The sequence below is a fragment of the Tsuneonella flava genome, assembly GCF_002870965.1.
GTDB classification, from domain to species: domain Bacteria; phylum Pseudomonadota; class Alphaproteobacteria; order Sphingomonadales; family Sphingomonadaceae; genus Tsuneonella; species Tsuneonella flava.
The window spans coordinates 1-24,041 of the sequence record NZ_PHSO01000012.1; the positions used below are offsets into that span (position 1 = coordinate 1).

General features: G+C 59.9%; 22 protein-coding genes. 19 read left to right on the plus strand and 3 right to left on the minus strand.

Translation table 11 applies throughout. The annotated features are described in order from the left end of the window. The 12 genes from CV013_RS15120 to CV013_RS15600 form a co-directional block, all read left to right on the plus strand. Nucleotides 1-108: DUF2274 domain-containing protein (locus tag CV013_RS15120; protein ID WP_157935791.1), on the plus strand; the 108-nt coding region annotated here is incomplete at its 5' end. Between the two features lie 3 nt (nt 109-111). Continuing rightward, nucleotides 112-420, plus strand: coding sequence for a DUF736 domain-containing protein (locus CV013_RS15125; protein ID WP_102156539.1), 309 nt, complete (start codon nt 112-114; stop codon nt 418-420). A 733-nt stretch (nt 421-1,153) separates the two neighbouring features. Next, nucleotides 1,154-2,350 (plus strand): tyrosine-type recombinase/integrase, encoded by a 1,197-nt coding sequence (locus tag CV013_RS15130; protein ID WP_102156540.1) that lies wholly within the window; start codon nt 1,154-1,156, stop codon nt 2,348-2,350. Then, nucleotides 2,347-3,246, plus strand: a complete 900-nt coding sequence (locus CV013_RS15135; protein WP_102156541.1) for a hypothetical protein — start codon at nt 2,347-2,349, stop codon at nt 3,244-3,246. The genes CV013_RS15130 and CV013_RS15135 overlap by 4 nt, the downstream gene beginning before the upstream one ends. Before the next feature lie 173 nt (nt 3,247-3,419). After that, entirely contained in the window at nt 3,420-3,593 is a 174-nt protein-coding gene (locus CV013_RS15140; protein WP_102156542.1) for a helix-turn-helix domain-containing protein, read from the plus strand. A 129-nt stretch (nt 3,594-3,722) separates the two neighbouring features. Beyond that, nucleotides 3,723-4,307, plus strand: a complete 585-nt coding sequence (locus CV013_RS15145) for a hypothetical protein (protein ID WP_198591886.1) — start codon at nt 3,723-3,725, stop codon at nt 4,305-4,307. A 207-nt stretch (nt 4,308-4,514) separates the two neighbouring features. Next, the gene (locus tag CV013_RS15155; protein ID WP_102156544.1) at nt 4,515-4,886 is read left to right on the plus strand and encodes a hypothetical protein; all 372 of its coding nucleotides are present in this window, start codon (nt 4,515-4,517) and stop codon (nt 4,884-4,886) included. Beyond that, nucleotides 4,883-6,718 (plus strand): type IV secretion system DNA-binding domain-containing protein, encoded by a 1,836-nt coding sequence (locus CV013_RS15160; RefSeq protein ID WP_102156545.1) that lies wholly within the window; start codon nt 4,883-4,885, stop codon nt 6,716-6,718. Before CV013_RS15155 ends, CV013_RS15160 begins: the two co-directional genes overlap by 4 nt. After that, nucleotides 6,715-9,483, plus strand: coding sequence for a MobF family relaxase (gene mobF, locus CV013_RS15165; RefSeq protein WP_321196997.1), 2,769 nt, complete (start codon nt 6,715-6,717; stop codon nt 9,481-9,483). The genes CV013_RS15160 and mobF overlap by 4 nt, the downstream gene beginning before the upstream one ends. Nucleotides 9,484-9,583: 100 nt before the next feature. Continuing rightward, nucleotides 9,584-10,210, plus strand: a complete 627-nt coding sequence (locus CV013_RS15170) for a hypothetical protein (protein WP_157935792.1) — start codon at nt 9,584-9,586, stop codon at nt 10,208-10,210. A 36-nt stretch (nt 10,211-10,246) separates the two neighbouring features. Beyond that, a complete protein-coding gene (locus CV013_RS15175) occupies nt 10,247-11,047 on the plus strand; it encodes a hypothetical protein (RefSeq protein ID WP_123640040.1) in 801 nt (266 codons plus the stop codon). Next, nucleotides 11,044-11,949 (plus strand): hypothetical protein, encoded by a 906-nt coding sequence (locus tag CV013_RS15600; protein WP_123640041.1) that lies wholly within the window; start codon nt 11,044-11,046, stop codon nt 11,947-11,949. The genes CV013_RS15175 and CV013_RS15600 overlap by 4 nt, the downstream gene beginning before the upstream one ends. Before the next feature lie 614 nt (nt 11,950-12,563). Here the strand turns inward: CV013_RS15600 and CV013_RS15185 are convergent. Both CV013_RS15185 and CV013_RS15190 read right to left on the minus strand, forming a co-directional pair. Further along, nucleotides 12,564-13,751, minus strand: a complete 1,188-nt coding sequence (locus CV013_RS15185) for a sensor histidine kinase (protein WP_157935793.1) — start codon at nt 13,749-13,751, stop codon at nt 12,564-12,566. A 152-nt stretch (nt 13,752-13,903) separates the two neighbouring features. After that, a complete protein-coding gene (locus CV013_RS15190; RefSeq protein WP_102156551.1) occupies nt 13,904-14,560 on the minus strand; it encodes a response regulator in 657 nt (218 codons plus the stop codon). A gap of 104 nt (nt 14,561-14,664) precedes the next feature. Here CV013_RS15190 and CV013_RS15195 point away from each other — a divergent pair, with 104 nt between their 5' ends. The 3 genes from CV013_RS15195 to CV013_RS15205 are packed head-to-tail and all read left to right on the plus strand — an operon-like array spanning nt 14,665 to nt 20,095. After that, the gene (locus CV013_RS15195; protein WP_102156552.1) at nt 14,665-15,747 is read left to right on the plus strand and encodes an efflux RND transporter periplasmic adaptor subunit; all 1,083 of its coding nucleotides are present in this window, start codon (nt 14,665-14,667) and stop codon (nt 15,745-15,747) included. A gap of 6 nt (nt 15,748-15,753) precedes the next feature. Next, the gene (locus CV013_RS15200; protein ID WP_102156553.1) at nt 15,754-18,870 is read left to right on the plus strand and encodes an efflux RND transporter permease subunit; all 3,117 of its coding nucleotides are present in this window, start codon (nt 15,754-15,756) and stop codon (nt 18,868-18,870) included. 1 nt (nt 18,871) lies between these two features. Next, entirely contained in the window at nt 18,872-20,095 is a 1,224-nt protein-coding gene (locus CV013_RS15205) for a TolC family protein (RefSeq protein ID WP_102156554.1), read from the plus strand. A 338-nt stretch (nt 20,096-20,433) separates the two neighbouring features. Here the strand turns inward: CV013_RS15205 and CV013_RS15210 are convergent, their stop codons facing one another. Continuing rightward, nucleotides 20,434-20,910 carry a rubrerythrin family protein gene (locus tag CV013_RS15210; protein ID WP_102156555.1) on the minus strand — a complete coding sequence of 159 codons (477 nt, stop codon included), beginning with the start codon at nt 20,908-20,910 and terminating at the stop codon, nt 20,434-20,436. A 201-nt stretch (nt 20,911-21,111) separates the two neighbouring features. On the opposite strand from CV013_RS15210, the gene CV013_RS15215 reads away from it, so the two are divergent. Genes CV013_RS15215 through CV013_RS15230 form a run of 4 tightly spaced genes read left to right on the plus strand, consistent with a single transcriptional unit; the run spans nt 21,112 to nt 24,017 of the window. Continuing rightward, complete coding sequence (locus CV013_RS15215; protein ID WP_102156556.1) at nt 21,112-21,393, plus strand: PepSY domain-containing protein; 282 nt, start codon at nt 21,112-21,114, stop codon at nt 21,391-21,393. Between the two features lie 3 nt (nt 21,394-21,396). Further along, the gene (locus tag CV013_RS15220) at nt 21,397-22,017 is read left to right on the plus strand and encodes a cytochrome b/b6 domain-containing protein (protein WP_102156557.1); all 621 of its coding nucleotides are present in this window, start codon (nt 21,397-21,399) and stop codon (nt 22,015-22,017) included. Then, complete coding sequence (locus tag CV013_RS15225) at nt 21,998-22,684, plus strand: response regulator transcription factor (protein WP_102156558.1); 687 nt, start codon at nt 21,998-22,000, stop codon at nt 22,682-22,684. The genes CV013_RS15220 and CV013_RS15225 overlap by 20 nt, the downstream gene beginning before the upstream one ends. Continuing rightward, nucleotides 22,671-24,017 carry a HAMP domain-containing sensor histidine kinase gene (locus tag CV013_RS15230; RefSeq protein ID WP_232806611.1) on the plus strand — a complete coding sequence of 449 codons (1,347 nt, stop codon included), beginning with the start codon at nt 22,671-22,673 and terminating at the stop codon, nt 24,015-24,017. Before CV013_RS15225 ends, CV013_RS15230 begins: the two co-directional genes overlap by 14 nt. The last annotated feature ends 24 nt before the right edge of the window (nt 24,018-24,041 follow it).

The window sequence follows — 24,041 nt, forward strand, 5'->3', positions numbered from 1 at the left end:
GGCGACAAGGCCGAAGTGGCGGACCTTGTGCCCGCCATGCTCGACAGATTCCTGGCCAGCGATCGCGCCTTTGCCAAGGCGCGCAGGGAACAGCCGGGGGAGGGCTAGCCTATGTCGGTCATCGGTATCTTCAAACCCTCGAAGGCGGGAGGCTGGGAAGGCAACCTGCGTACGCTCGGTACCAACGAACGGTTGCGGCTTGTCCCCAATGACAATCGTTCTTCAGATAACGCTCCGGACTTCCGTGTGATGCTCGGCCCGCAGAGGATCGGCGACGCTTGGGAAGCCTGCACAAGGGATGAGACGGGGCGCGACTATTTGCGGTTGCGTATCGATGATCCGAGTTTCGTGCGACCTATAAGCGCTGCGCTGTTTCCTGATGATGATGGAAAGTCGGCACAGTTGATGTGGCGGCGCTGAGGGAGGTTTGATGCCAATGAAATATTTGCCGTTCCTCGCAGCATCATTCAGTCGCGCCACGGTGTAGCGGGATGGACAATTCGCGTCTTTCTACGCAACGAATCCAATTTATCACGGTCGAGGAGTTCGCCGCTATAGCTCGAGTCTCCCGACGAACTATCGATCGCTACCGACGTGCTCGGCCGGATGGCTTTCCAGCCGAATATGACCTTGGCCGCGGTTTGGTTCCTCGTCCGCGCTTCAAACTTGAAGAGGTCGAGCGGTGGCTCGATTCACGAGCGTTGTGGTGACACTATGCAAGGCTACAATCGGGCGATCGCAATTTCCGAGGCCCGCAAAACCCGATGCTAACGGGCAGGCTGACGTACTTAAGAATGGCTCGGATCGTGCGACGTCATCGGATGGCTACTCATGGAATTGTGCTATGATTTGTGATGTTGACCGACCGATAACCTGCAATTAGAAGTGAGAGATCGGCAGTTTTCTGTCGATTTCGCCGCGTTGTTTGAGGCGATATCGCGTCATCATAATCCGCGTGTCGGGGGTTCAAGTCCCTCCTCCGCTACCAATTTCCTGTTTGCCGAAGCGTGCGAACAGTTGAAAAAATCCCTGATTTCCGTTAGTTTAAGGGCAGTCGTTGGTTGTCAGCGATTGCCTTTGTCTGCCTGCAATCGTGGAAGATGGGGGCCTAATTTGGGGGCCTTGCGAGGCCCCCGCAGAATCGAGGCCCCCAATGGCGCTGACTGATACCGCGATCCGAAATGCCAAACCCAAGGAAAAGCCCTACAAAGTCGCTGACTCACAAGGGCTGTATCTGCTGGTCAACCCAAGGGGCAGCAAGCTGTGGCGGGTCAAATACCGCATAAACGGCGCGGAACGTAAACTGGCGCTTGGGGCCTACCCGGAGATCACTCTGGCCGAAGCCCGCACGGCGCGTGATGCAGCCCGCAGGCAACTTGCCCACGCGGTTGATCCGAATGTTGCCAAGCGACAGGCTCGGATTGAGGCGAGTATGCGGGCGGGCAACAGCTTCGCCAGCGTAGCCGAAGAATTGATTGCGAAGCGGGAGAAGGAAGGCGTGTCCCCGCGAACGCTCGAAAAATATACTTGGCTGCTGAAATTGCTTGGCCCGGACTTCGGGCGCAGGCCGGTCGCGGAGATCACCCCGGCAGAGCTGTTGCACGAGTTGAAGCATCACGAGCGCCGGGGACGGTTGGAAACGGCCAAACGGATGCGTTCGTTTGCCAGTCGCGTATTCCGATATGCCGCTGCAACGACGAGAGCCGAGCGTGACCCGGCGCAGTTGCTCTTGGGGGCACTCATACAGCCGAGGGTTAAGCATTTCGCTGCCATCACCGAGCCAACAGCATTCGGCGGGTTGCTGCGCGCGATTGAGGACTATTCAGGCGACCCGGCAGTGATGCACGCGCTCAAGCTGACACCGCACCTGTTCCAGCGCCCCGGCGAGCTGCGGCAGATGGAATGGGCCGAGATCAATTTTGAGAAGGCGGTCTGGACGCTTCCGTCTGACAAAATGAAAATGAGGCAACCCCATGCAGTGCCGTTATCCTGGCAGGCGCTCGCAATTCTGAAAAGTATGCAGGGACTGACCGGCAAGGGGAAATACGTTTTCCCATCGGTCAGAACACGCGCGCGGCCAATCTCCGAAAATACGGTCACCGCCGCGTTGCGGCGCATGGGTTATACCAAGGAGCAAATGACCACGCACGGTTTCCGAACTTCCGCATCCTCGCTGTTGAACGAATCCGGCAAGTGGAACCCCGACGCCATCGAGCGGGCATTGGCGCATATGGTTTCTGGCGAGATACGGCGCATATATAATCAATCTGCTTATTGGGCCGAGCGTGTTGCAATGGCGCAGTGGTGGAGCGATTATCTGGACGAGTTGCGGGAAGGTGGAAACAGATGACAGGCATCCCCGGTGAAGGATGGAAAGTCTTCGCGGACGGGGATGATTCCGAAAACGTGCCGCTTTGGCGGGCCTTGGCGCAATTCACGTCTGACGACTTGGACGAAGGCTTGAAAGCCAATGCCGTTGTTATCAGACAAGCGAAGCTGCCGTTCGCGCGATATTATAATATGGCGTTCGTCGTCAGCATGGCATTCGGATTTTTGTTCGTCATTTTCCTTATCGGCCTCCTTCTTTCAGCGAACACCAGATCGGCAAACCTGTTTTCCGTCCTCACGCTGGCGACCCTTACCGCAACGGCGGCACCGCATATCTGGCGGCAGCTTTACCAATACGGCTTTAAGACCCCGGACGCACCACTGCCCCTGTCTCACGCGTCAGACCGGCATTTTGAAGAATTTCTTGGCTGTCTGCAAAAGGCATCAGGCCCACGCGCCTACTACATATCGCGCTTTGGCAAACGGCGGGTGTTCCTCAATCGTAGGCAGTTTTTCGGCAGGCTGCGCTATTTCCTGTTCTCTGAACACAGCGCAGACCGGGCGTTGGTGATGCGCTTTCGAACAGGCCATTCCCTTCCCGGCGACATTTTCTTGCACCGCAATGACGTTGATAAAATGCTAGCCATGGGCAAGCCGAAGCGCAAAGGCGGGCCGGGCCGAAACAGCAAATACCGCTATGCCGAGGCGATTATCGCCCTGATCGGCGATACCCGGCTAGACGCACTGGACCTGAACGACCGGACGGCATCCGTCCGCGCGATCAAGGAATGGCTTGCCGACTGGTTCGAGGCCAACGCCGACGCAACCGGCGATGTGCCGCGCAGCGACCAGTTGTCGCCCTATGCGGAAAAAATCTTCGATCATCTGCAAAATTCGTCTGCGATTGGCGGAGGCTAACCGGCGGGCTTTCTTTTTCGGAGCCGTCCTCGCATTTTTGAACAGCGCCTGACATTTCTGTTTCAGCGATCATTGGCGGATTTCTGCGACCTTCCCATTGCTGGAAGACCCACTGGTATCCCTGTGCAACTTGGCATGTCTCTCGCTGCGAGTCGGCAACCAAGGAGACGCACATGGAACTACTGGCAATCTCAATCAACGATACTGCCAAGGCGCTCGGCATCGGGCGTTCGTCGGTTTACACCTTGCTCAAATCCGGCAGGCTTGATGCGATCAAGATCGGCAGGCGAACCCTGCTGACCACCGAGTCCATCAAACGGTTGGCGCAATCCCGAGCCAACATTTGACCCGCAGGCGCTCCACGGCCCCAGCCTGATTGATGGGCGGGCCGCTTCGCACCTGCTCCCCCGAACCTCACGAACACCCGCAATCGTGATTTCACGAAAGGATGCCCCATGTCCATTTTCCACCGCGCCATGGATCGGCTTGCCGATTTCATCTGGACTGGCCGGAAGGTCAATCTGCGCTTTACCGCCGAGTATCGCACCGCCTGCTACGCGATACCGATCATCAACAAGTTGCTCGCTGAGGGCGAGGACGGTGACACATACCGCACTGCGCTAATCTCATGGCATGAAGCCGAACGACCTCCCATTGCTTCCTATCAGGGCGACACCTCTCGTTGCCGGATTGACGGGCCTTGGCAGATCGCTGGCCGTGATTGGCTCCCACTTGGCGGTTTGATCCTGTCACCCGGCGTTACCGCCCATCTCGATCCGTTCGAGGCTCAGGCGCTGCGTAAGAAGATGCAGCAGGTGATAGAAGACGTCATTCGGGCATGGGTGCGGGATCATGATCTAAACGCCTTGCCGCCCGTACCAGAGCATTTCGACCGGCGCAGCGCCGACCGGAAAGCCAAAGCGTTGATCGCCGTTCGGACATCTGGCGAGCAGATTTCCGCATCAGGCACTACCGCCACCGATGATAGCCAAGATTGCCGTCCCAGCGAACTGACCGACGCCCCTTGCGACACTTGCCGGAAAGGGCAGGACCATGACTGACCTGACAATCTCAAAGGCAAGGTTGAGGGGCTGCGATGCTACGCATCGAGCCAGCAATTCAGATACACACCTCACGCACGGGTGCATGGCGCAATTCCGCCAGTTTTCGAGGGTGCGCCGAGGGTGCGCGGCAACGGCCAATCTCCAGAACCGCGCGCTTGCTGCGTTTTTCGAGGGTGCGCTGCGCACCCTCAGGGAGGTGGCGGCATGAGACCCGTCCATCATTCTGTCCGCCTGCCCATTGCAGTGGACAAAGCGCTTCGAACGCTGGCCGAGAGGCAAAAGATCAGCGTTTACGCGATGCTTCAGCGCAGTGTGAAAGCCGGAATTGCTGCGCAGATAAACCCTCCAACACGCGACACCAGCAATCAGGAAATGCTCGCCGAACTGGCATCGGTCAGCACCCGCATGGTCGATGTCGAGCGGATGCTTGACCGCGCACTGTTCACCGCCTGCGCTGCCTATTGTTATGCGCGCCATGCGGCGTTGGGTGCGCGAACGTCTGATGAGGCCGTCACCGCCGAGATCAACGCAGCCTATGACCGCCAGCGGCGGCGCGCGCAGGAGGGCCGGGAATGAACCAGTCTCACGACCGGCGCGCCCATGCTGATGCCCTACGCCGCCACAACCGCAACAATCAGGCCGCGCGCTTCCGGCGACAGGCCGGTATCATGCTGGCGTCCATCGCAATGGGCGCAATCGCAACGCCCTATGTGGCGTTGGATCAGCAGGCGATGCAGGCGGCGGGCACATTTGCCGTCGCCAAGGCAAAGGTATGGTTTGCGGCTGGCACGGCGGTCGATCCTGCCATAACCATAAGCCAGGACGGCCAAGCCTATGCCGTTCCGGCGCGCGCAGTTGCCGCGCATCCCTATTACGGCAGTGCGGCGCACGCCGTCTTTGCCTATGGGATTTGGGGATGCTCGCTGGGCTTTGGCGGATGGCTGGCGAGCTTGTTCCTGTTGCGCGGAGCCATCGCCCGGCGGCGCGAACGCGCGTTGCGTGACCGCGTTATCGCCGGAACGCTGGTGACGAGCGAGGCAGCGCTGGCGAAGTTGACCATCATAGAGGCGCAGCCTGATGCCTTGCGCATTGGCACCGTTCCTATTCCCGGCAGGCTCGAAACCCGGCACGTGGCGATGATCGGCACGACCGGCAGCGGCAAGACCACCGCCTTGCGCCAGATGCTCGACGGGATCGAAGCGCGGGGCGAAGCCGCCTTGGTCTATGACACCAGCGGCGAGTTCGTCGCGCATTACTACCAGCCCGAACGCGGCGACGTGATCCTGAACCCGTTCGATGCCCGGTGCGCCTACTGGTCGCCCTTCGCCGAGATTGCCCACCCCGCCGACGCCGACCGCATTGCCCGCCAGCTCATTACCGAGACAGGGCAACATGACAGCGACGTGTGGCTCGACACCAGCCGCATCCTTGTCGCTAACATGATCCGAGCGCTCTGGCGCGAAGGCAACGCCACCTTGCCCGCTTTGCTGCACGCCTTGCAGGACCGGACCAAGGATGACCTGAAAACGTGGCTGGCAGGCAGTTCATCGGCGCGGACCTTTGCCGATGATGCCGACCGGGCGACAGGCAGCGTGCTGTTCATGCTCGCGAAGGCCGCCGACCTTATCCAGTTTCTGAGAGTTGATGGCAGCGGCGGGACACCCTTCGCATTCCGGGATTTCATACACGGGCTGGACAAGCGCAAGGGCGCGAAACCGTGGATATTTGTGCCGCGCAAGGAGGACTATTTCGAGGCGTCGAAGCCCTTGCTCGCCTGCTGGCTGGAATGCGCGGCCAGCGCCGTGCTGGGCCTTCCCCCATCGCCCGACCGGCGCATCTGGTTCGTGCTGGACGAGCTGGCCGATTTACCCCGCGTCGATAATCTGGCGCGGCTCTTGCCCGAGGGCCGAAAGTTCGGTGCCGCCGTGGTGCTGACCTTTCAGGCGCTGGGCCAGATGCAGCATCGCTATGGTCCAAAGATCGCCGAAGCCATGCTGGGCTGCTGCAACACTAAACTGTTCCTGCAAACCATCGATAGCGAAACCCGTGTCTGGGCCAGCCAGACCATCGGTGAATGCGAGGTCGAGATTCAGACCATGACCGACGCGCTGGCAGACGGCGACGACAAGCCCCGGACCACGCTGGGCAAAATCCGCAAGATGCGCCCGGCCATACTGGAAAGCGAACTGCGCCTGCCCAAGTTCGAGGGCTACTTGCTGTTCCCGGACGGCTTGCCGGTCGCACGGATCAGGCTGACCGCCGATCATATCACGCGGCGCGGGTCCGCCCGTCAGCCGGGCTATGTCCCCGGCGATGTTAAGGCTACCCACTGGAAGCAGCCAGAGGCGACCGCGCCAAAGGCTGTGCCGCAGCCGAAGCCATCGCCCTCCAGCAAGGGACCAGTATGATGGTTGCATCCGTGTCCGCCCTGACCAGTTCGGGTCAGGCTGCCAGCTACTACGAGTCCGCTGGCGAATATTATGCCGAGAGCGGCGAGTCCCCATCAGAATGGCAAGGCAAAGGCGCGGAGGAGTTGGGCCTCTCTGGTGATGTTGACCGCGACCAGTTCCGCGAACTGCTGGATGGCAAAGTTGCCGACCAGCAGTTGGGAACCACGCGCGACGGCAAGCTGGAACACCGCCCCGGATGGGACGTGACCTTGAGCGCGCCAAAGTCCGTGTCGATCATGGCCGAGGTGGCGGGCGACCGGCGATTGATCGCGGCGCACGGGGCAGCGGTGAAAACCGCACTTGCCCATGTCGAGAGCCATATGGCGGCAACCCGCATCCGTGACGGCGGCGCGGTAAACCGCACAGCCACCGGCAATCTTGTCGTCGCCAGTTTCCAGCACGGGACCAGCCGGGCGCAAGACCCGCAGCTTCACACCCACAATGTCATTCTCAATGCCACCAAGGGCGAGGACGGCACATGGCGCAGCCTTGAACCGCGCGCGATCTACCAACTGCAAAAGCAGATTGGTGCGATCTACCGGCAGGAACTGGCCTTGAAGGTGCGCGAACTGGGCTATGAGATCGAGGGGGGCAAAGGTTCCATGTTCGAGATCAAGGGCGTTTCGCCCGAGGTCATGGCCGCGTTCAGCACCCGCAGCGCCGAGATCGAGACCGCGCTTGGGAAGCGCGGCACGTCCCGCGACGAGGCCAGCGCCGCCGAAAAGCAGATTGCCGCGCTCGACACCCGGCAGGCCAAGGTTGCCGCCGATCCTGCGGCGCTTGTGGCGGACTGGCGCGATACCGCCACCGCAGCCGGGTTCGGGCCAGAGGCGAGGCTGGCAATGGTCCGGGAGGCTGAGGGCGTAGCGGCCAGCAACGACCACCGCGCCACCATCGAATTGCAGGGCGATAGCGCGGCAAGCCGCGCCGTCGCCCATGCCGCCGACAAGCTGGGCGAGCGGCAATCGGTATTTTCCGCTGCGGCGCTACACGAGGAAGCCGGGCGCGTCGGGCTGGGCAAGGTCAGCTATGCGCAAATCGGGGAGGCCATCGCGGCGGCTACCAAGCAGGGCGAATTGATCGACCGCACCCACATCGACCGGCGCGGCGCTGAGTTTGCCGGGTTCACCACCCGTCAGAATGTTGAAACCGAAGCCAAGATGCTGCGGATCGAGGCGGAGGGACGTGGCACCTTGTCCCCTATCACCACACCGCTTGCCGCCGCCAAGGCCGTCGCCTGCGCATCGGCGCAGGGAGCGCGCGCGGGCTTTGGGTGGAATGCCGACCAGCGCGCCGCCACCGAGCAGCTATTGACCAGCCGCAACCGCATCACCGCGTTACAAGGCTATGCTGGCACCGCCAAGACCACCACCGTTCTGGCGACCTTTGCCCGCGAGGCGGAGGCGCGTGGCGTGCGCGTAGTTGCGCTTGCGCCCACGGCATCGGCGGCGATGGTGCTGGGCGAAGCCTTGGGCGCGCGCAGCGATACCGTTGCCCGGCACTTGCTATCGCCGGAGCGGCCAAGTCAGGGCCAGCCCGCCGCGTGGATCGTGGACGAGGCATCGCTGTTATCGGCACGCGATACGGCTAGACTGTTCGACCTGGCCGAGAAGCAGAACGCCCGCGTCATCCTCGTGGGCGACGTGAAGCAACTTGGATCGGTCGAGGCTGGCGCGGCCTTCGCGCAGTTACAGGGCGCGGGCATGGAAACCGCCAAGCTGGGCGAGATCGTGCGGCAGACCAACACGGCAACCAAGGACGCTGTGTTGGCATCCATCGAAGGGGACGTTCGCAAGGCGCTCGCCGCACTGGATCGTGGCGGCGGCAAAATTGTCGAGAATGCCGACCGCGCCGAGCGGTTCGCGGCTATCGCCGAGCAGTATGCCAAGCTGGACAAAGCCAGCCGCGCCCGCACCCTTGTTATTGAGCCGTCACGCGAAGGACGTGACGCGCTGACCGCTGACATTCGGGCTGCGCTTGCCAAATCCGGCGCGCTGACCGGCCCCGCCGTGACCATGCAGAGCCTCGCCAACAAGGGGCTGACCCGCGCCGAAGCCCGCGATCCGTTGAGTTACGACAAGGGCGATGTGGTCCGGTTCACCCGTGACTATGCCGACAAAGGCATTGCACGCGGCGAAGCCTATCGCGTCGAGAGCATTGCCCCCGCGAAATCCGCCATCATCTTGAAATCAGAAGACGGGCGCGAGGTAGATTGGCGCTTGCGGCAATGGGGCGCTGGCAACAGCCAGACATTCTCGCCGCAGTCGCTCGAACTCAAAACCGGCGACCGCATCCGGTTCACCCGCAACGACCGCGAGGTGGGGCGGACCAACGGCGCGCGCGGCGAAGTGACCGCGATTGACGCAGAGGCACGCACGGCGGAGGTTCGTAACCCGCGCGGCCAGACCCAGACGTTGAGCCTTGATGCTGCCCGCGACCAACACATTGCCCATGCCTATGTCGAAACAGCCTTTGCCGCCCAAGGGCGCACCGCCGATCACGTCATCATCCACGCCGACAGCAAGGCCACCAACCTGATCGACCAGAAGTCATTCTATGTCGGCATTTCCCGCGCCAAAGATTCGGTCGCGATCTTCACCAATGACCGGGCCAAGCTGGTGTCGGCCATTGGGGAGCGGGCCGGTCAGGTACAAACCGCCATCGCGCAGGCTGCCATTCCGACGCCAGCAGCGGGGAAGACGTTGGGGGCCGGGTTGGGATAGATTGGGCTTCGACGGTCGGAATTTGCATTCGTTGACAGTGACTAGTGGCCCATTTACTTGTGTTTCAAATCAACATGGGGGCGGCCGTAAGCCGATAAATATGAGGAATAAATCTTCAGGAAAAGGCGTGAGCATGATGCGATGCGCCTGCATTATTTTCGTGGCTTTGCTGATGGGGTGTTCTCGCATCGCAGCCGGGAATAGTGAGGACACTCCTGATATGCAGAGCGCAAGCCAAAGCAGTGGATCTACCGTAGCAAAGCGAGCCCACGAGACTGACGCGCCGACTCCCCCTGCGGAGGTTCAAGAAGGTCGGTGCTATATGGACGAGTGCAGCTATACGCAAGAACTGCGCCGAGAAGTAATCGGCGGTGGCCTAAATGGGAAATTGATTAAACTAACCTTACGTGGAGGAACGTCCGCGAGCACCGGGTCGGCTATTCAATGGGAGAAAACCCCTCACGATGTTTATGTTTTTTGTTCAACGATTTTGCCGGCCACAATGTTGAAAGCTGACGGCGGGTGGCAGGTTGATGTATTGGATTTTATCAATGGCGTCCCCGGAATATTGGAGAACTCTCAATCCATCTATGCAGAAACCTGCCATAAGGGCGATGGGCATTTCCCAAATGATGCCAAGTCGCTAGGGTATCAGGAGATACCTCAGGACAAGCAGGATGTTTCCATCAGTTCTCCCGAAGACATTTTTGCCTTATCGGCAAAATAATATCGGTGTTATTCGGGGTTATGGTGCGGCAGTAAAATGAAACAATTCGGTCAATGCTCGGTACTTGCACTTTTATCCGCGTGCTCTCAGCCCACCGAAATTGGTTGGATTTACAGCAAATCGCATGATCCGGTTTTAGGGATCGATACGAGTTCATCGCAGGTGCAAGTTAAGGACCAAACGTCTCCTAGTAGCATAATTGACATAAAAATTTCATGTGAGGGTCCTGTTATGTGGATCAACATTGGATCGTATTATTCATCCAATGAACGCGATTCTCAACTGGATGGCGATGAATATGTCTCGGAGTTGATATACAACTTGGATGACGCAGGGGCAGTTTCTCCGGTTGAAAGATTTAACGAGTCGAAATTCAACAATGAATATAGATACAGGTTTGATTATTTGGTCGGGAACAATATGACGGTTTCGGACTCGTCTGGGGTCCGGAGTATAAATATATTCGATATGATGAAAATCTCAGATAGGCTATTAAAGGTTATGCCTTCACGGCTGGCGATGAAGCTAGAAAACTCGCATGGAACTCACACCATTCAGGTCAACCTGAAGGACAGTGCCGTTGTAAAAGTGGCGCAGGATTGCGGGTGGCAAACTGGAACCCCTGTAAGATACAAACTCACCAGCGCAGACTTTCCATCTGACAGACCGGTAGCGGATACACCTCTGCCTCAGGTGCCTCAACCCAATACCGCGAATGGTGCGCCGTCGGCAGAAGCGCGCCCGTCTGAGAGAGAGGCAAGTCCTGCCCTGAGAGAAAAGCCAGTTGTTGAAGAGCGCCACGATCTCAACGAGCTTATGGGAGGGGTAGGGCAATGATGCGAAGGAATTCTGCAATAAAAGTTTTGGGTGGAGTGGCGGCGATCTGTGCGATTAGCACTCAATCATTGGCTCAACCGATAGATCGCGAAGCGTCGACGCAGTCTGATGTGCACTGGTATACAAAAGATGAAATTCTGCGGTTTGAAGTTGGAGGCGTTCGATTAAAGATGTCCCCGGAGGAATCTCTGGGCGCACTTCAAGCGCATGGATATTACGTTGGCTCCCGAGATGTATATTTACATGGTGTGAAAAAGACTCTTTCAGCACAGGATTTGCTGAGAGTGGCTGCCTCATCCACCAATGAACTATATGTGGGTGGGAATGGCGATGTTGATATTGCAACATGTGGCTTTGAGGACGCAGTTATAATCGGGGTTTGGGCTAGACAAGGCCGAAAAGATAAATCTGGAAACCCATATGAATTTTGGGCCGAGCAACCACATGGCATGATTGGATCGAGCTTTGATGAATGTTCGCACGGCTATGTCAGTAAAATCACAGCCCGCAGCAGTGATGGAAGTGATATAATTGTGTCATTTGTTTCAACCCCGAAGGGTGCTGTAGTGCTTTCTGCTGAGTACCGGCTCTCCTCACAGATATCGTATAATTTATTCGTCAAAGCGGCGATTGAAAAGTATGGGAATCCCAGTCTTATAGTCAAAAATGAAGGCAGTGGTGAAGTTGAAAGCCTATCATGGATGACGATTGGCGATAAAGATGGCGAGGAATCAGGCGTCCACGTTTACAAAAGCCCGAACCTAGCCACATATCTTCGCGGAGACGATTCCAGGTGGTTAGAGTTGTCTATGGGTGATGAAGATGGATGGAGAACGACCATCGACGAGGCAGTTGAACAAGAGGTCGATAGGCGGATGCCTCAGGTTGCCCCTCGGCTATGACAGAACAGGGTATTATTTCTGATTGTCAGGCGCACGATGAAATTGCAGCTTTCCCCACAAGGGGAATCACCCCAAGCACCGCACTTTTGGGGCCTTATTGGGGGCATTCCGTGCAGTGTGAATTTTTAATGTACTGATAAATAACTAAAATTCTCGTTTGATTCGAGTCCCTCCTCCGCTACCAGGAAATAGCGTCCGCATGGGTTCGCTTGCGTCCGTATGTGTCCGGGTTCTTGGTCCAAATCACTGATTACAATCACAGATGTGCTACCACGCCAGTCCGCTTGGAGCCGTATGCGTCCGCATGTGTTCGCTTGAAGCCGGGGCCTTAGTGGGGGTATTTTGGGGGTATTCTTGGGCAGTGGAGAATTAGGCGATACCCCCAGTTGGGATCTGCGGCTCACAGCCGGATTGCCACGCTAGTGCAACGGCTTGGTCCAGCCTTTCCGTAGCCGAATGCGTCGCAAAGGTCCCGATATTGACGTCAGTTCGAGTCCCGCTTGAGGACTCGAACAGAAGTGACCGGCGTGGGGCAGGGGAGGCACTACCTTTTCACTCCTGAGATGACCGCCTTGCGCCCCAAATTCGGTCGTTCATCAATCGATCGAAGTCGCCTAGAAGCGGACGGCCGCGGCGAAGCCGTCAGGCGTATTTTCGAGATCGAGCGAAAGCCCCAGCGAACTTGCGAGATCCCGGGCAATTGCAAGACCAAGACCTGATCCACTTTTCTGGCTGTCGAAGCGGCTGCCGATCTCGAATGCCTGCGCACGCTGCTCTTCGCTCATGCCTGGTCCATCGTCACGGATGGTCGCAGCAACAGAGCCATCGGGTCGGCAGGAAAACTCCAGCCCAACTTCGCGCGCCGCCCACTTGCCTGCATTGTCGAGCAGGATTGACAGCAGTTCCGAGTAGTCGACTTCATCGAGCGGCATTTCCAACCCCTCGCATCCTTGCATGTATAGCGTGAAGTGCTTGTCAGGATGCAGCCGCTGCATGGCCCGCAGGATCGGCTCTGCCACATCCGGCAGCCTTACCCAGCGCGCGCTATAGGGCTGCCCGGTGGACGAACGTGCACGGGCAAGCTGGAACTCGATTTGCTGTGCCATCATGCGTGTCTGGTCGAGCAATACCTTCGAGGAACCTGCGCACGCACTGTTTTCGGCGAGCCGCTCGGCTTCGTCGGTGATGACCGCCAAGGGGGTACGCAGCGAATGGGCCAGGTTACCCGCCTGCACACGGCTCCTTGCAACCATCTCGGCATTCTGGTGCAAATAGGCGTTGAGATCCGTCACTAGCGGAGCAATTTCGGCTGGATATTCGCCCTCCAGCTCCTGAGCTTCGCCGCGCCGCAGCCGACCGATAGCCCGCGACAGCCGGTCAAGCGGATGCAGGCCGAAGGTGATGATCGCCAGCCCCGTTGCTAGCAATAGGGCAGCAAGCCCGACCAGCCACACGGACAGGTCGCGAATGAAGCGGTTCTCCAGTCGGTCAAGTTCGCTCTCGTCGGTGGCAATGACGAAATGGATGTCCTCGCCATTTGGCCCCTTGCGCGTGAAACCATAAGTTATGGCCGGGCCGGTGGGGCCTCGCTCGAGGGTGTGCAGGATCTCCGATGAATGGGCGATATGTTCATCGAGCGAACCGCGGGTCATCGATTCCGAGCGCAGCGTATGCTGGCCGTCTGCGGAAATCTGCCAATAGAAGCCCGACAGCGGTTCTTCGTACCGCGGATCGGACAGCGGGCGAGACAGGCTGATCGAGCCATCGGGCTGGACGACCACCAGGCGGCCAAGCTCGCGCACATGGACTTCCAGTTCCTCGTGATAGGATGCCTCGATATGCGTGCGGAATACGCCGACGGCAGAGAACCATATTGCGCCGATACCAAGCACAACCCACAGCGTTACAGGGAGGAGGAAGCGCAGCCGAAGGCTGCCGGCAGCGGGAAGCCCGGTCATCGGTCGAACCTGTAACCCATGCCGCGCATGGTAACGATCCGCGTCCGCCCGATCTTGCGCCGCAGCCGTCCGACCAGAACCTCGACGGTGTTGAGCTCGCGCTCGGCATCGAGTTCGTAGAGGTCGTCGAGGATTTCGGCCTGCGACATCACTTGCCCGGCACGCCGCATGAACAGGTGCAGCAAGCGGAATTCCTGCTTGCTCACGGCCACTGCCCTGCCGCCTTGCGCGACAGTGCGGGCCACGGGATCGAGGCTCAGGTCGCCGGCCTCCAGAACATTGCTGCGCGACCCCTGCTGGCGGCGGAACAGCGCGTTGAGCCGCGCCTGCAGTTCCTCGAACCGGACCGGCTTGACCACGAAATCGTCGGCTCCGGCATTGAGCCCTTCGACCTTGTCCTGCCAGCTGCCCCGCGCTGTCAGAATCAATATCGGCGTCTCGACCCGCGCATCGCGCCATTGGCGCAGCAGGTCGAGCCCGTCACCATCGGGCAGGCCAAGATCGAGGATGATGGCACCCATCTTGTCGACATCGGGCCAGTCTTCGGCGTCGTTGCGGCTGGTGGCCAGCTCGACCGCGAAGCCCGATCCGCGCAGGCGATCGCTCAGCCGCCGGCCGAGTTCAGGATCGTCTTCAACAAGCAACAGGCGCATGGCTGGGGTATTCCTCCGCAATGAGGCGCGGTGTGACAGGCAAAACTGACAACAACCTGCCAAACTGACAAGTTGCTGTCAGCTTCGTAAAGCAAAGGGGCGGCATGAACCCTCGCATTCTCGCCCCTCTCGCCATGATGGCTGCGCTTGCAGCGCTGCCGGCCTGTTCCGACACCGCTGAAACGGACGCGCCTGTGGATGCCGCTGCCGATCCGGTGGCAGGTCTTGCGATCAAGACGGCGAAGGCGCGTGACATTGCCAACCTGCCGCTCGGTACGGTTCCCGGGATCGTGATCCTGCCACCTGAAGCCCGGGTCGCGGTGACAGCCCCGTTCCCCGGTGCAGCCGTGCGGGTCTATGTCATAGAAGGCCAGGCGGTGCGCCGAGGCCAGCCGCTGGCCCTCGTGCGCTCGGCCGAGCCGGTACAGATTCGCGGAAACCTGGCCCGGGCCCAGTCCGAAGTCGGGCTGACGGAAGCCCGGGTCAAGCGCCTTTCCCAGCTTGCCGATGAAGGTATCATCGCGCAGGCGCGCGCCGACGAAGCCAGGGCCGCACTGGCGCAAGCCCGCGCCAGCCTCGCCGAACAGCGACGGCTGGCTTCGCTCGGCGGCGTTGGGCCTGATGGCATGATGACATTGAGCGCCCCGATTTCCGGCCGGGTGGCGCATGTGGGCACGGAAACCGGCGGTCCTGTCGACGGGATGGAAGCCCCCTTCGTGATCGAGGCTGAAGGCTCCTATCAGGTCGAACTGCAGTTGCCCGAACGGCTCGCCAAGGAAGTTCGCCCTAGCATGCCGGTCGAGATCATGCTGGCAAGCGAGGGTGGCGATCCCGTCCTGGTGGGGGGGCAGATACTCGCGGTGTCTCCCTCGATCGATCCCGCCACGCGGTCCGTGCTCGCCCGCGCGAGCATTGGTGCAGCCCCCGGCATCGTCGCCGGGCGCAATGTCAGCGTGACGATCAAGGGGAATGGCGGTGCCAGGGGTATTGCCGTCCCGGCCAATGCCGTCACCAAGATCGGCGGCGTGGATCATGTCTTTGTCCGCAAGGGCAAGACCTACGAAGCGCGCAAGGTCACGGTTGCTGCCACCACCAGCGAGCAAGCCGTGATCGTCGACGGGTTGAAGGCGGGCGAAATTGTCGCGGCCAGCAGCATCGCCGAACTCAAGGCCATGAGCGCGGAGTAACCCGGCATGCTGCATACTCTGGTTGAAAAGGCGCTCAACCTGCGCCTCGCGGTGATCGCGCTGGCGCTGGTGCTGGCAGGCATCGGCGCATGGTCCTTTGCCAGGCTGCCGATCGATGCTTTCCCCGATATCAGCACCACGCAAGTCAAGATCATCCTGAAGGCCCCCGGCATGACCCCGGAAGAGGTGGAAAGCCGTGTTGTGACTCCGATCGAGATGGAGATGCTTGGAATCCCCGAGCAGACCACCCTGCGCTCGATGGCCAAGTACGCGATTGCCGACATTACCATCGACTTCAAGGATAGCACTGACATTTATTGGGCGCGCCAGCAGGTGGCCGAGCGGCTGACAGCCGTGATGGGTGACATGCCCGCAACGGTTGAAGGCGGGCTGGCGCCGATCTCTACTCCGTTGTCCGAGATGTTCATGTTCACGCTCGAAGGCCCGCAGTCGCTGGCGGAAAAGCGCAAGGTGCTGGACTGGACGGTTCGCCCGGCGCTGCGCACCGTGCCGGGCGTGGCCGATGTCAATGCGCTGGGCGGCTATGTCGAGACCTTCGAGGTTGCGCCCAATGCGGCAGCGCTGGCGGCGGCGGGGCTCTCCACCGCCGACCTCGCCGACGCTATCGAGATGAGCAACCGCAACGATGGTGCGGGGCGGCTGACCAGTGGCGAGGAATCGCTCATTGTCCGTTCGACCGGTGCCATCCGCACGCTGGAAGACCTTGCCGCCGTGGTCGTCAAATCGGACAATGGCATGGTGGTGCGCGTTGGCGATGTCGCCAGTGTTCGCACCGGTAGCCTCACCCGCTACGGCGCTGTGACCAAGAATGGCAAGGGCGAGGCAGTCGAAGGACTGGTCATTGCCCTGCGTGGTGCAGACGCCAGCCAGGTTGTGGCCGGAGTCAAGACGCGACTCGAGGAGATCCAGCCGAGTTTGCCCGAAGGCATGAGCGTTGACGTTTTCTATGACCGCTCTGATCTCATTACCCGCGCGGTCGGGACGGTGGAGGACGCATTGCTGGAGGCGACCGTGCTGGTCATCATCCTGCTGCTGCTGTTCCTCGGCGATATCCGGGCCTCGATCATCGTTGCCCTGGCCCTGCCGATGGCGGCGCTGCTGACTTTCATCTTCATGCGCTCGATTGGCCTCAGCGCCAACCTGATGAGCCTCGGCGGACTGGCCATTGCCGTCGGGATTCTCGTTGATGGCGCGGTTGTGGTGGTCGAGAACGTTGTCGAGCGGCTGTCTGACCCGAGGCACGCCAAGAGCAGCAAGCTGCACAATGTCTTCATCGCCGCTGCGGAGGTGGCCAAGCCGGTGGCTTCCGGCCTCGCCATCATTGCGCTGGTGTTCCTGCCACTGCTGACTCTGGAAGGGCTCGAGGGTAAGCTGTTTGCCCCCGTGGCGCTTACCATCGTGCTGGCGCTGGCATCGGCGCTGGTGCTCTCGCTGACGCTGATCCCGGTGGTTGCGTTCTACGTCCTCAAGGTGAAGCCGGCTGGCGACGGCGGCCATCACGAACCGTGGCTGATGCGCCAGATCTCGCCGCGCTATTCAGCGCTGCTTGCTGGTGCCTTCGCGCACAAGAAGCGGGTGTTCACCATCGCCGGGATCGGTCTTGCACTGACGGTTGGTGCCTACAGCATCACCGGCAAGACTTTCCTGCCGGTGATGGATGAAGGCTCGATCATCGTCCAGCTTACCAAGCTGCCGTCAATCTCCATCGAGCACAGCGTCGAGGGCGACATGAAGGTGCAGCGCGCCATTCTGGAGCAGGTGCCTGAAGTCGAAGCGGTGATCGCCCGCGTCGGCTCAGACGAACTCGGCCTCGACCCGATGAGTCCAAACGAGACCGACAGCTTCCTCAAGCTCAAGCCGCGCGAAAAATGGCGGGTGCAGGACAAGATATGGCTGCTGGACGAACTGCGCAAGGTGCTCGAGCAATTCCCCGGTATCGAGCCGACCTTTACCCAGCCGATTGACATGCGCACCTCGGAAATGCTGACCGGCGCGCGCGGCGACCTGGCGATCAAGCTGTTCGGCCCGGACCTTTCCGAGCTGTCTCGGCTGGCAGGGGAGATACAGGCACGGCTGGAAACAATCGACGGCACCAGTGAAGCGATGACTGTCGCCAATGACCAGGTTGACTACCTGCTGGTAGATATCGACCGCGTTGCTGCCGGCCGTGTCGGCATGCCGGTATCCGACCTGCAGGACATGATGCGGGCACAGGTCGAAGGCGTGCGTACCGGCATCGTCGCCGACGGTGTGCGCCGCGTGCCGATTGTCCTCAAGGGTGAGGGGGCACAGGGGCTGACCGCGCAAGGCTTCGCCGACCTCGTCTATCGATCCCCCTCGGGCCAGCTCGTCCGCGCCAGCGATGTCGCGCAGGTCAGCCAGGTCGAAGGGCCGGTCAAGCTGGAGCACGAGAACGGCTCGCGCTATGCCATGGTGCAGGCCTTCGTCTCGGGCCGCGACCTTGTCGGCTATGTCGAGGACGCGAAGGCCGATATCGCCGCCAATGTTACCCTGCCGCAGGGCTATCGCCTCGAATGGGGCGGCCAGTTCGAAAATCAGCAGCGTGCTTCGGCTCGGCTGGCGGTTGTGCTGCCGATCTCGATCCTGCTGATCTTCGCAATCCTTTATTTCACTCTGGGCTCGGTACGGGCTTCGCTGCTGATCCTCACCAATATCCCTTTCGCAGTCGTTGGTGGGATGATCGCGCTGGCGATTTCCGGGGAGTATCTATCTGTTCCGGCATCGGTCGGCTTCATCGCCCTGCTCGGCATTGCCGTGCTCAACGGGCTCGTCATGGTGACCTATTTCCGCCAGTTGCGCGAGGCAGGCATGCCACTCTCCGAAGCTGTCCGCCGCGGGGCCGAGCGGCGACTGCGTCCGGTGCTGATGACCGCCAGCATTGCCGCCTTCGGGCTGGTCCCGCTGTTGTTCGCCACAGGGCCCGGTTCGGAAATCCAGAAACCGCTCGCCATTGTCGTCATCGGCGGGCTGGTCTCTGCCACGCTGCTGACGCTGGTGCTGCTGCCGATCCTCTACGAACGCTTCGGCGAAAGTGCCCAGGAACGCGAAGCAGGCGACATGCTGCACCCGGTGGAGGATTGATATGCGCCGCCTGACCTTCCTCCTACCTCTGCTTGCCCTTGCAGCTCCGCTGGCTGCCGAACCGGGCCTGCCCGATGAAGCTGCTGTCGCTGTCGCCCTCGATGACCACCCCAGCGTCGCCGCCGCCCGGGCGCGGTTGCAGGCGGCGGAGGCACGCGCGGAAGGCCTCAAGAAGGGCCCGCAAGAATTCACCTTCAGCGGCAGCTTTGTCCGTCGCTCGGTCGACCGCGAAGGCGAGTTCGATGAATATGATGCCCAGCTGAGCCGGGCCTTCCGCCTGCCGGGAAAAGCAAGGCTCGACCGGGAGATCGGAGCCTATGGCATCGAGGCCGCGTCCAACCTCGCCGAGGATGCGCGCCACCAGGCTGCACTGCTGCTGGCGATGCACTGGTTCGACTGGCTTTCCGCCTCGGCCCAGGCGCGGGTCGATCGCGCCGCTGTGGCGAATTACGAGAAGGCGCTCGCTGCCGTGACCCGGCGGATGGAGTTGCGTGATGCGGCTCAGCTCGATGTCGACCAGGCCAATGCCGCGCTGGCATCCGCCCGCCTTGCAGCGGAGCAGTCCTCCGGCCTCGCTACGCTTGCCCGCACGCGGCTGGAGACCCATTTCCCGGCACTGGCCCTGCCGGCTGAAGCGCCCGAAGTGCCGCTACCCGAAATTGCCGATGCGCAGTTGTCGCAACTGCGTGACCACGTGATCAGCAACAGCCATGAGATCGCCGCCGCGGAGGCAGAAGCCCGGCGGATGGAGGCGGTCGCGGCGCGAGCTAGCAAGGACCGCATGGCCGACCCGTCCATCGGCCTGCGGCTGTTTTCAGAACGCAGCGGGGCCGAGCGTGGCGCAGGTTTGGTATTCTCGCTCCCGCTAGGGGGCGGGCACCGCAAGGCACTGGCCGATGAAGCCGGGGCCGGAGCCTCCGCCGCCCGGGCCGAGGAACAGCTGGCCCGCTTTGCGGTGCAGGAAACCGCCAATGCCGATGTCGCCGAGGCACGCTATCGCATCGCCGCCTGGCAGCGGTCGCGCGAAACGGTCGCGGCGCAGATGGCCGCGTTAGAAAAGCTGCGCCGTGGGCAGCAGCTGGGCGAGATCGACCTGGCCGACCTTCTGCTGGCAGAGCGTATGGTGCATGATGCCTTCCGCATCGAAGCCGAAGCCCGTGCTGAAGCCATGCGCGCAATTACCAAACTGCGGATCGACAGTCACGAGCTGTGGCTTGCAGATTGAATTCGGTGCTTCGGATCAGCGAGTTCTGGGTGAGCCGCGGAGTGGCAGCTGACAGGACTTTGACCGCCAAGACCCGAGAGGCGGCGAAAAGCCCATCTACCACTGAGCCTTGGAAAGGGAAACCTCTAAGCCCGAGTGGTTCAAGGTTGGGTAGAAGCGCAAAATAACCGCCCGACTCTAATCCCAGCCGGAGCAAAGGTGAAGGTCACGTCAACTAGACCATATTCGAACGTTAGTCGTTGATTCGGCACAAAATGCATCTGATGGTGAGAGGAATCGAGATAGGACTGTACCGACCGGCTAGGGGGAAAGCCGGTCGGTACATGCTGGCTTTCTAATTATTTGATTTTCGCCAGCGCGGCCTTGTACTGCTCGTAATGCACGCCCTCATCGACAGCGATCTGGCGGAACATCGCTGCGACCTTTAGGTCGCCCGCTGCTTCTGCCTGATCCGCAAATTCGATGTACATCTTGGTATTTTCGTAGTGTTCACCGGCCACCGCATCCTCGAGGTTGCTGGCGTCCGAACTACCAAGTCGGAGCGCTTCTGCCTCACGATCGAAATGTTCATTCGCTTCGATATAAGCAGAGTCGCGGAACAGCTGGGCGAGTTTCGGCTTACCTGCGGCATCTGCCTGTTCCGCATAGCGCAGGTACTTGAGATTGGCGAAAGCCTCGCCATGCATGGCAGCTTCGAGATTGGCCTTGGTCTGCGGGGCAAGTTCCTTTGAAGGTGTGGCTGGAGCAGCAAGAGCTGCAGCCGCTGCGCAGGTAGCTATCAAAAGGCCAGTCCCGAGTTTCGCGTAAGTCTTCATTGTATCGCTCCAATAGAAAATCTGCGCTTTCTTACGCCGAAGCCCTTCTGAGCCTCATTTCTGACGACGAACTGACCAAGGGAAGAAGTTACCTTCCCAGAAGCGAAAAAACAGACATTCCAGGTCAGGAATCGGTCAGAAGTGTTGGGCATTTGAGAATGACGGCGCTGCGGTGACAGCCCGATCAACGGAGCAAGAATAATGAAAACGAAATATCTGATCCCTGCCGCGGCCGCACTTGTAGCGCTCGGCTTCTCCTCGACGGCCTATGCAAGCCCCGTTTGCACCGCCCAGCCGCAAAGCAAGTGGATGTCGCCGGAAAAGATGAAGGCCCGGATCGCGAAGATGGGTTTCCGCACGATCAAGGTCTTCCAGGTCTCTGGCAGTTGCTACGAAATCTACGCCATCAACAAGGATGGCCGCCGGGCCGAAGTCTACTTCAATCCCGTGACCGGCGCCGTCGTGCAGAATAACGTGGATTGATCGATGGAAGAGACCACTTCTCTGACGCATCCGGCGGCCGATGTGCCGCCGGACACGGCTTCGACGCGAAGCCACCGGATCAAGGTCTGGGATCCGCTGGTGCGCATCTTTCACTGGACCGTGGCGCTTGGGACCATCGCAAACCTGACAGTGCTGCGTCATGTCGAGGACCCGCATATTATTGTCGGCTACATCATGGTCGCCGCACTGCTCATGCGGATTGGGTGGGGATTTGTCGCGAGAGGCCATGCACGGTTTTCAAGTTTCGTCCCTGGGCCCGGATCACTCAAATCGTACCTTGCTGCGCTGATCAAACGGCGTGAGCCTCGCTATGTCGGCCACAACCCGGCCGGGGCTGTCATGATGCTTGGTCTTATGGCGCTCATCGCTGGTATGGGCGTCACCGGATGGATGATGGGCAGTGACCAGTTCTGGGGCGAACCCTGGGTCGAAGAAGTACATGAAACGCTGGCCAATATCATAATCGCTGCGGCCATCATCCACGTGCTCGCCGCGATAATTGAAAGTGTGCGACACCGAGAAAACATGCCCTGGTCGATGATAACAGGCTACAAGCGGCCCGCCAAAGGATTGGATGTGGACAATGCGCCTGTTACTGGTTGAGGACAATAATCGCTTAGCAACCCTAGTAAGGGATGGGCTCGAACGTCAGGGTTTCGCAGTAGATTGGTGCGAAACCCTGGACGGCGCGAACGATGCATACGAGACCTACGACTATGACCTTATCGTTCTTGATCTTGGACTTCCGGACGGTGACGGGCTGGAATTTGTCAGCGGATTGCGGGCACGCAAGAGCCATGTTCCGGTACTTGTTCTGACCGCGCGCAGCGGTCTGGATGATCGTGTTCTCGGGCTTGATGCGGGAGCCGATGACTACGTCGTTAAACCCTTCCACCTTCCGGAACTGGCAGCACGCTGCCGGGCTTTGCTTCGCCGCCCAGGCCATACGCTCGAAGCGGTCCTTTCGCTCGGAAATGTTTCCCTCTTCCCCTCGGAGCGGGCTGTCAAAGTGGATACGAAAGCGGCGGAACTTTCTCCGCGAGAGATCGATCTCCTTGAAATTCTGCTGCGCAGAGCGGGACACGTGGTGGCGAAGCAGTCGATTGAAAGCGCCCTCTATTCCATGGATGCCTCCATCACTCCGAACGCGATGGAAGCTGCGGTGTCGCGATTGCGGCGGCATTTAAAGGAAGCCGGCGCCGAGGTCCAGATCAAGACAGTGCACGGCGTCGGCTATGCCATCTTCGAGACCGACTTTGCCAACGGCTGACCACATCTGGCTCGGCCGGACGAGCACGCGGCCAACGCTGTTTCGCCAGATTGCCACCCGACTGGCGCTCTTTACCCTTGTCTTTGCCCTACTCGATATTGCGATCGTAATCACGACATACAGTAGGCAACCGCAATCGCTCGCCGAAGAGCTGCTCACTATGGAGGCAGCCAAGGCCAGCAATTCGGGCACGGCGGCAACCAATCTGCTCGCCGGTCCGCCGGGCGCATCGAGGTGGTTCGCCAGCTACTTGGCGAGCGAAAGCGTTCCTGCGCCTTCTGCCTCGATCCATCAATCTCCTGTCAAAGGGGACTTGATGGACTGGACCAGACGCGAAAAGCTAGCGGAAGGTTACAGGATTTCCGGAGTACGGACGGTCACCATTGATGGCGAGCGCAAGTGGCTCTTCATGCAATTCGAAGGGAGTGGTATCCGGCCTTACATACCGGTGATAGCGAATGAACTCTTGCAGCACGTCGCATTGCCCCTGGTCCCACTTTCGCTGCTCATGCTCCTTTTCAATGTACTGGCCGTTCGGCGGGTGCTCGCACCTCTCAGAGAAGCGGAAATACAGGTAGATCAACTCGATCCCGAAAACATGACGCTCAGGATTACAGAGCCGTCAGAACCGCGTGAAGTCGCAACACTCGTAACTGCTGTAAACCGAGCTCTGGCACGACTTGAAATCGCCATGGGGACGCTGCGTTCATTCACTGCCAATGCGGCACACGAGTTGCGCACACCGCTCTCTATCATGCAACTTTCGCTCGGAGAGCTTCCCGAAGGTAAGCAAAAACAGCAATTGTTGCGTGACAATGCACAGATGAACCGCCTCGTAAACCAGCTGCTCGATCTGGCACAGGCCGACGCAAGCCCGCTCGATCTGGGTGACCGAATTGATCTTGCGGAGATAGCCCAGCGAGCAGTCAGCCACTTGGCACCGATTGCGCTTGGAAAAGAACAGGATATCAGCTTCGAAGATTTGGGCGATGCGCAAATTCATGGCCACGAAGAGGCGATATACCGCGTGCTGCGCAACCTGATCGAGAATGCAATTTACCACGGAAGCGGTAATAAGCCGATCGAAGTACGGGCCGGGCCCGGCCCGCAGGTGTCCATCCGTGATCACGGGTCCGGCATATCCGAAAAGGACATTCCGTTCATTTTCGACAGGTTTTGGCGCAAGAATCGGCAGAATCAGGAAGGATCGGGTCTTGGTCTCGGAATTGTTCATCGCCTAGTTGAAATTCACGGCGGCACTATCAAACTCCAAACACCTCCCGATGGCGGTGCTCAATTCACCATATCGTTTCCGCGCGCCAATGACGTCTGATTTGTCCGTCGTCAGAACATTTGG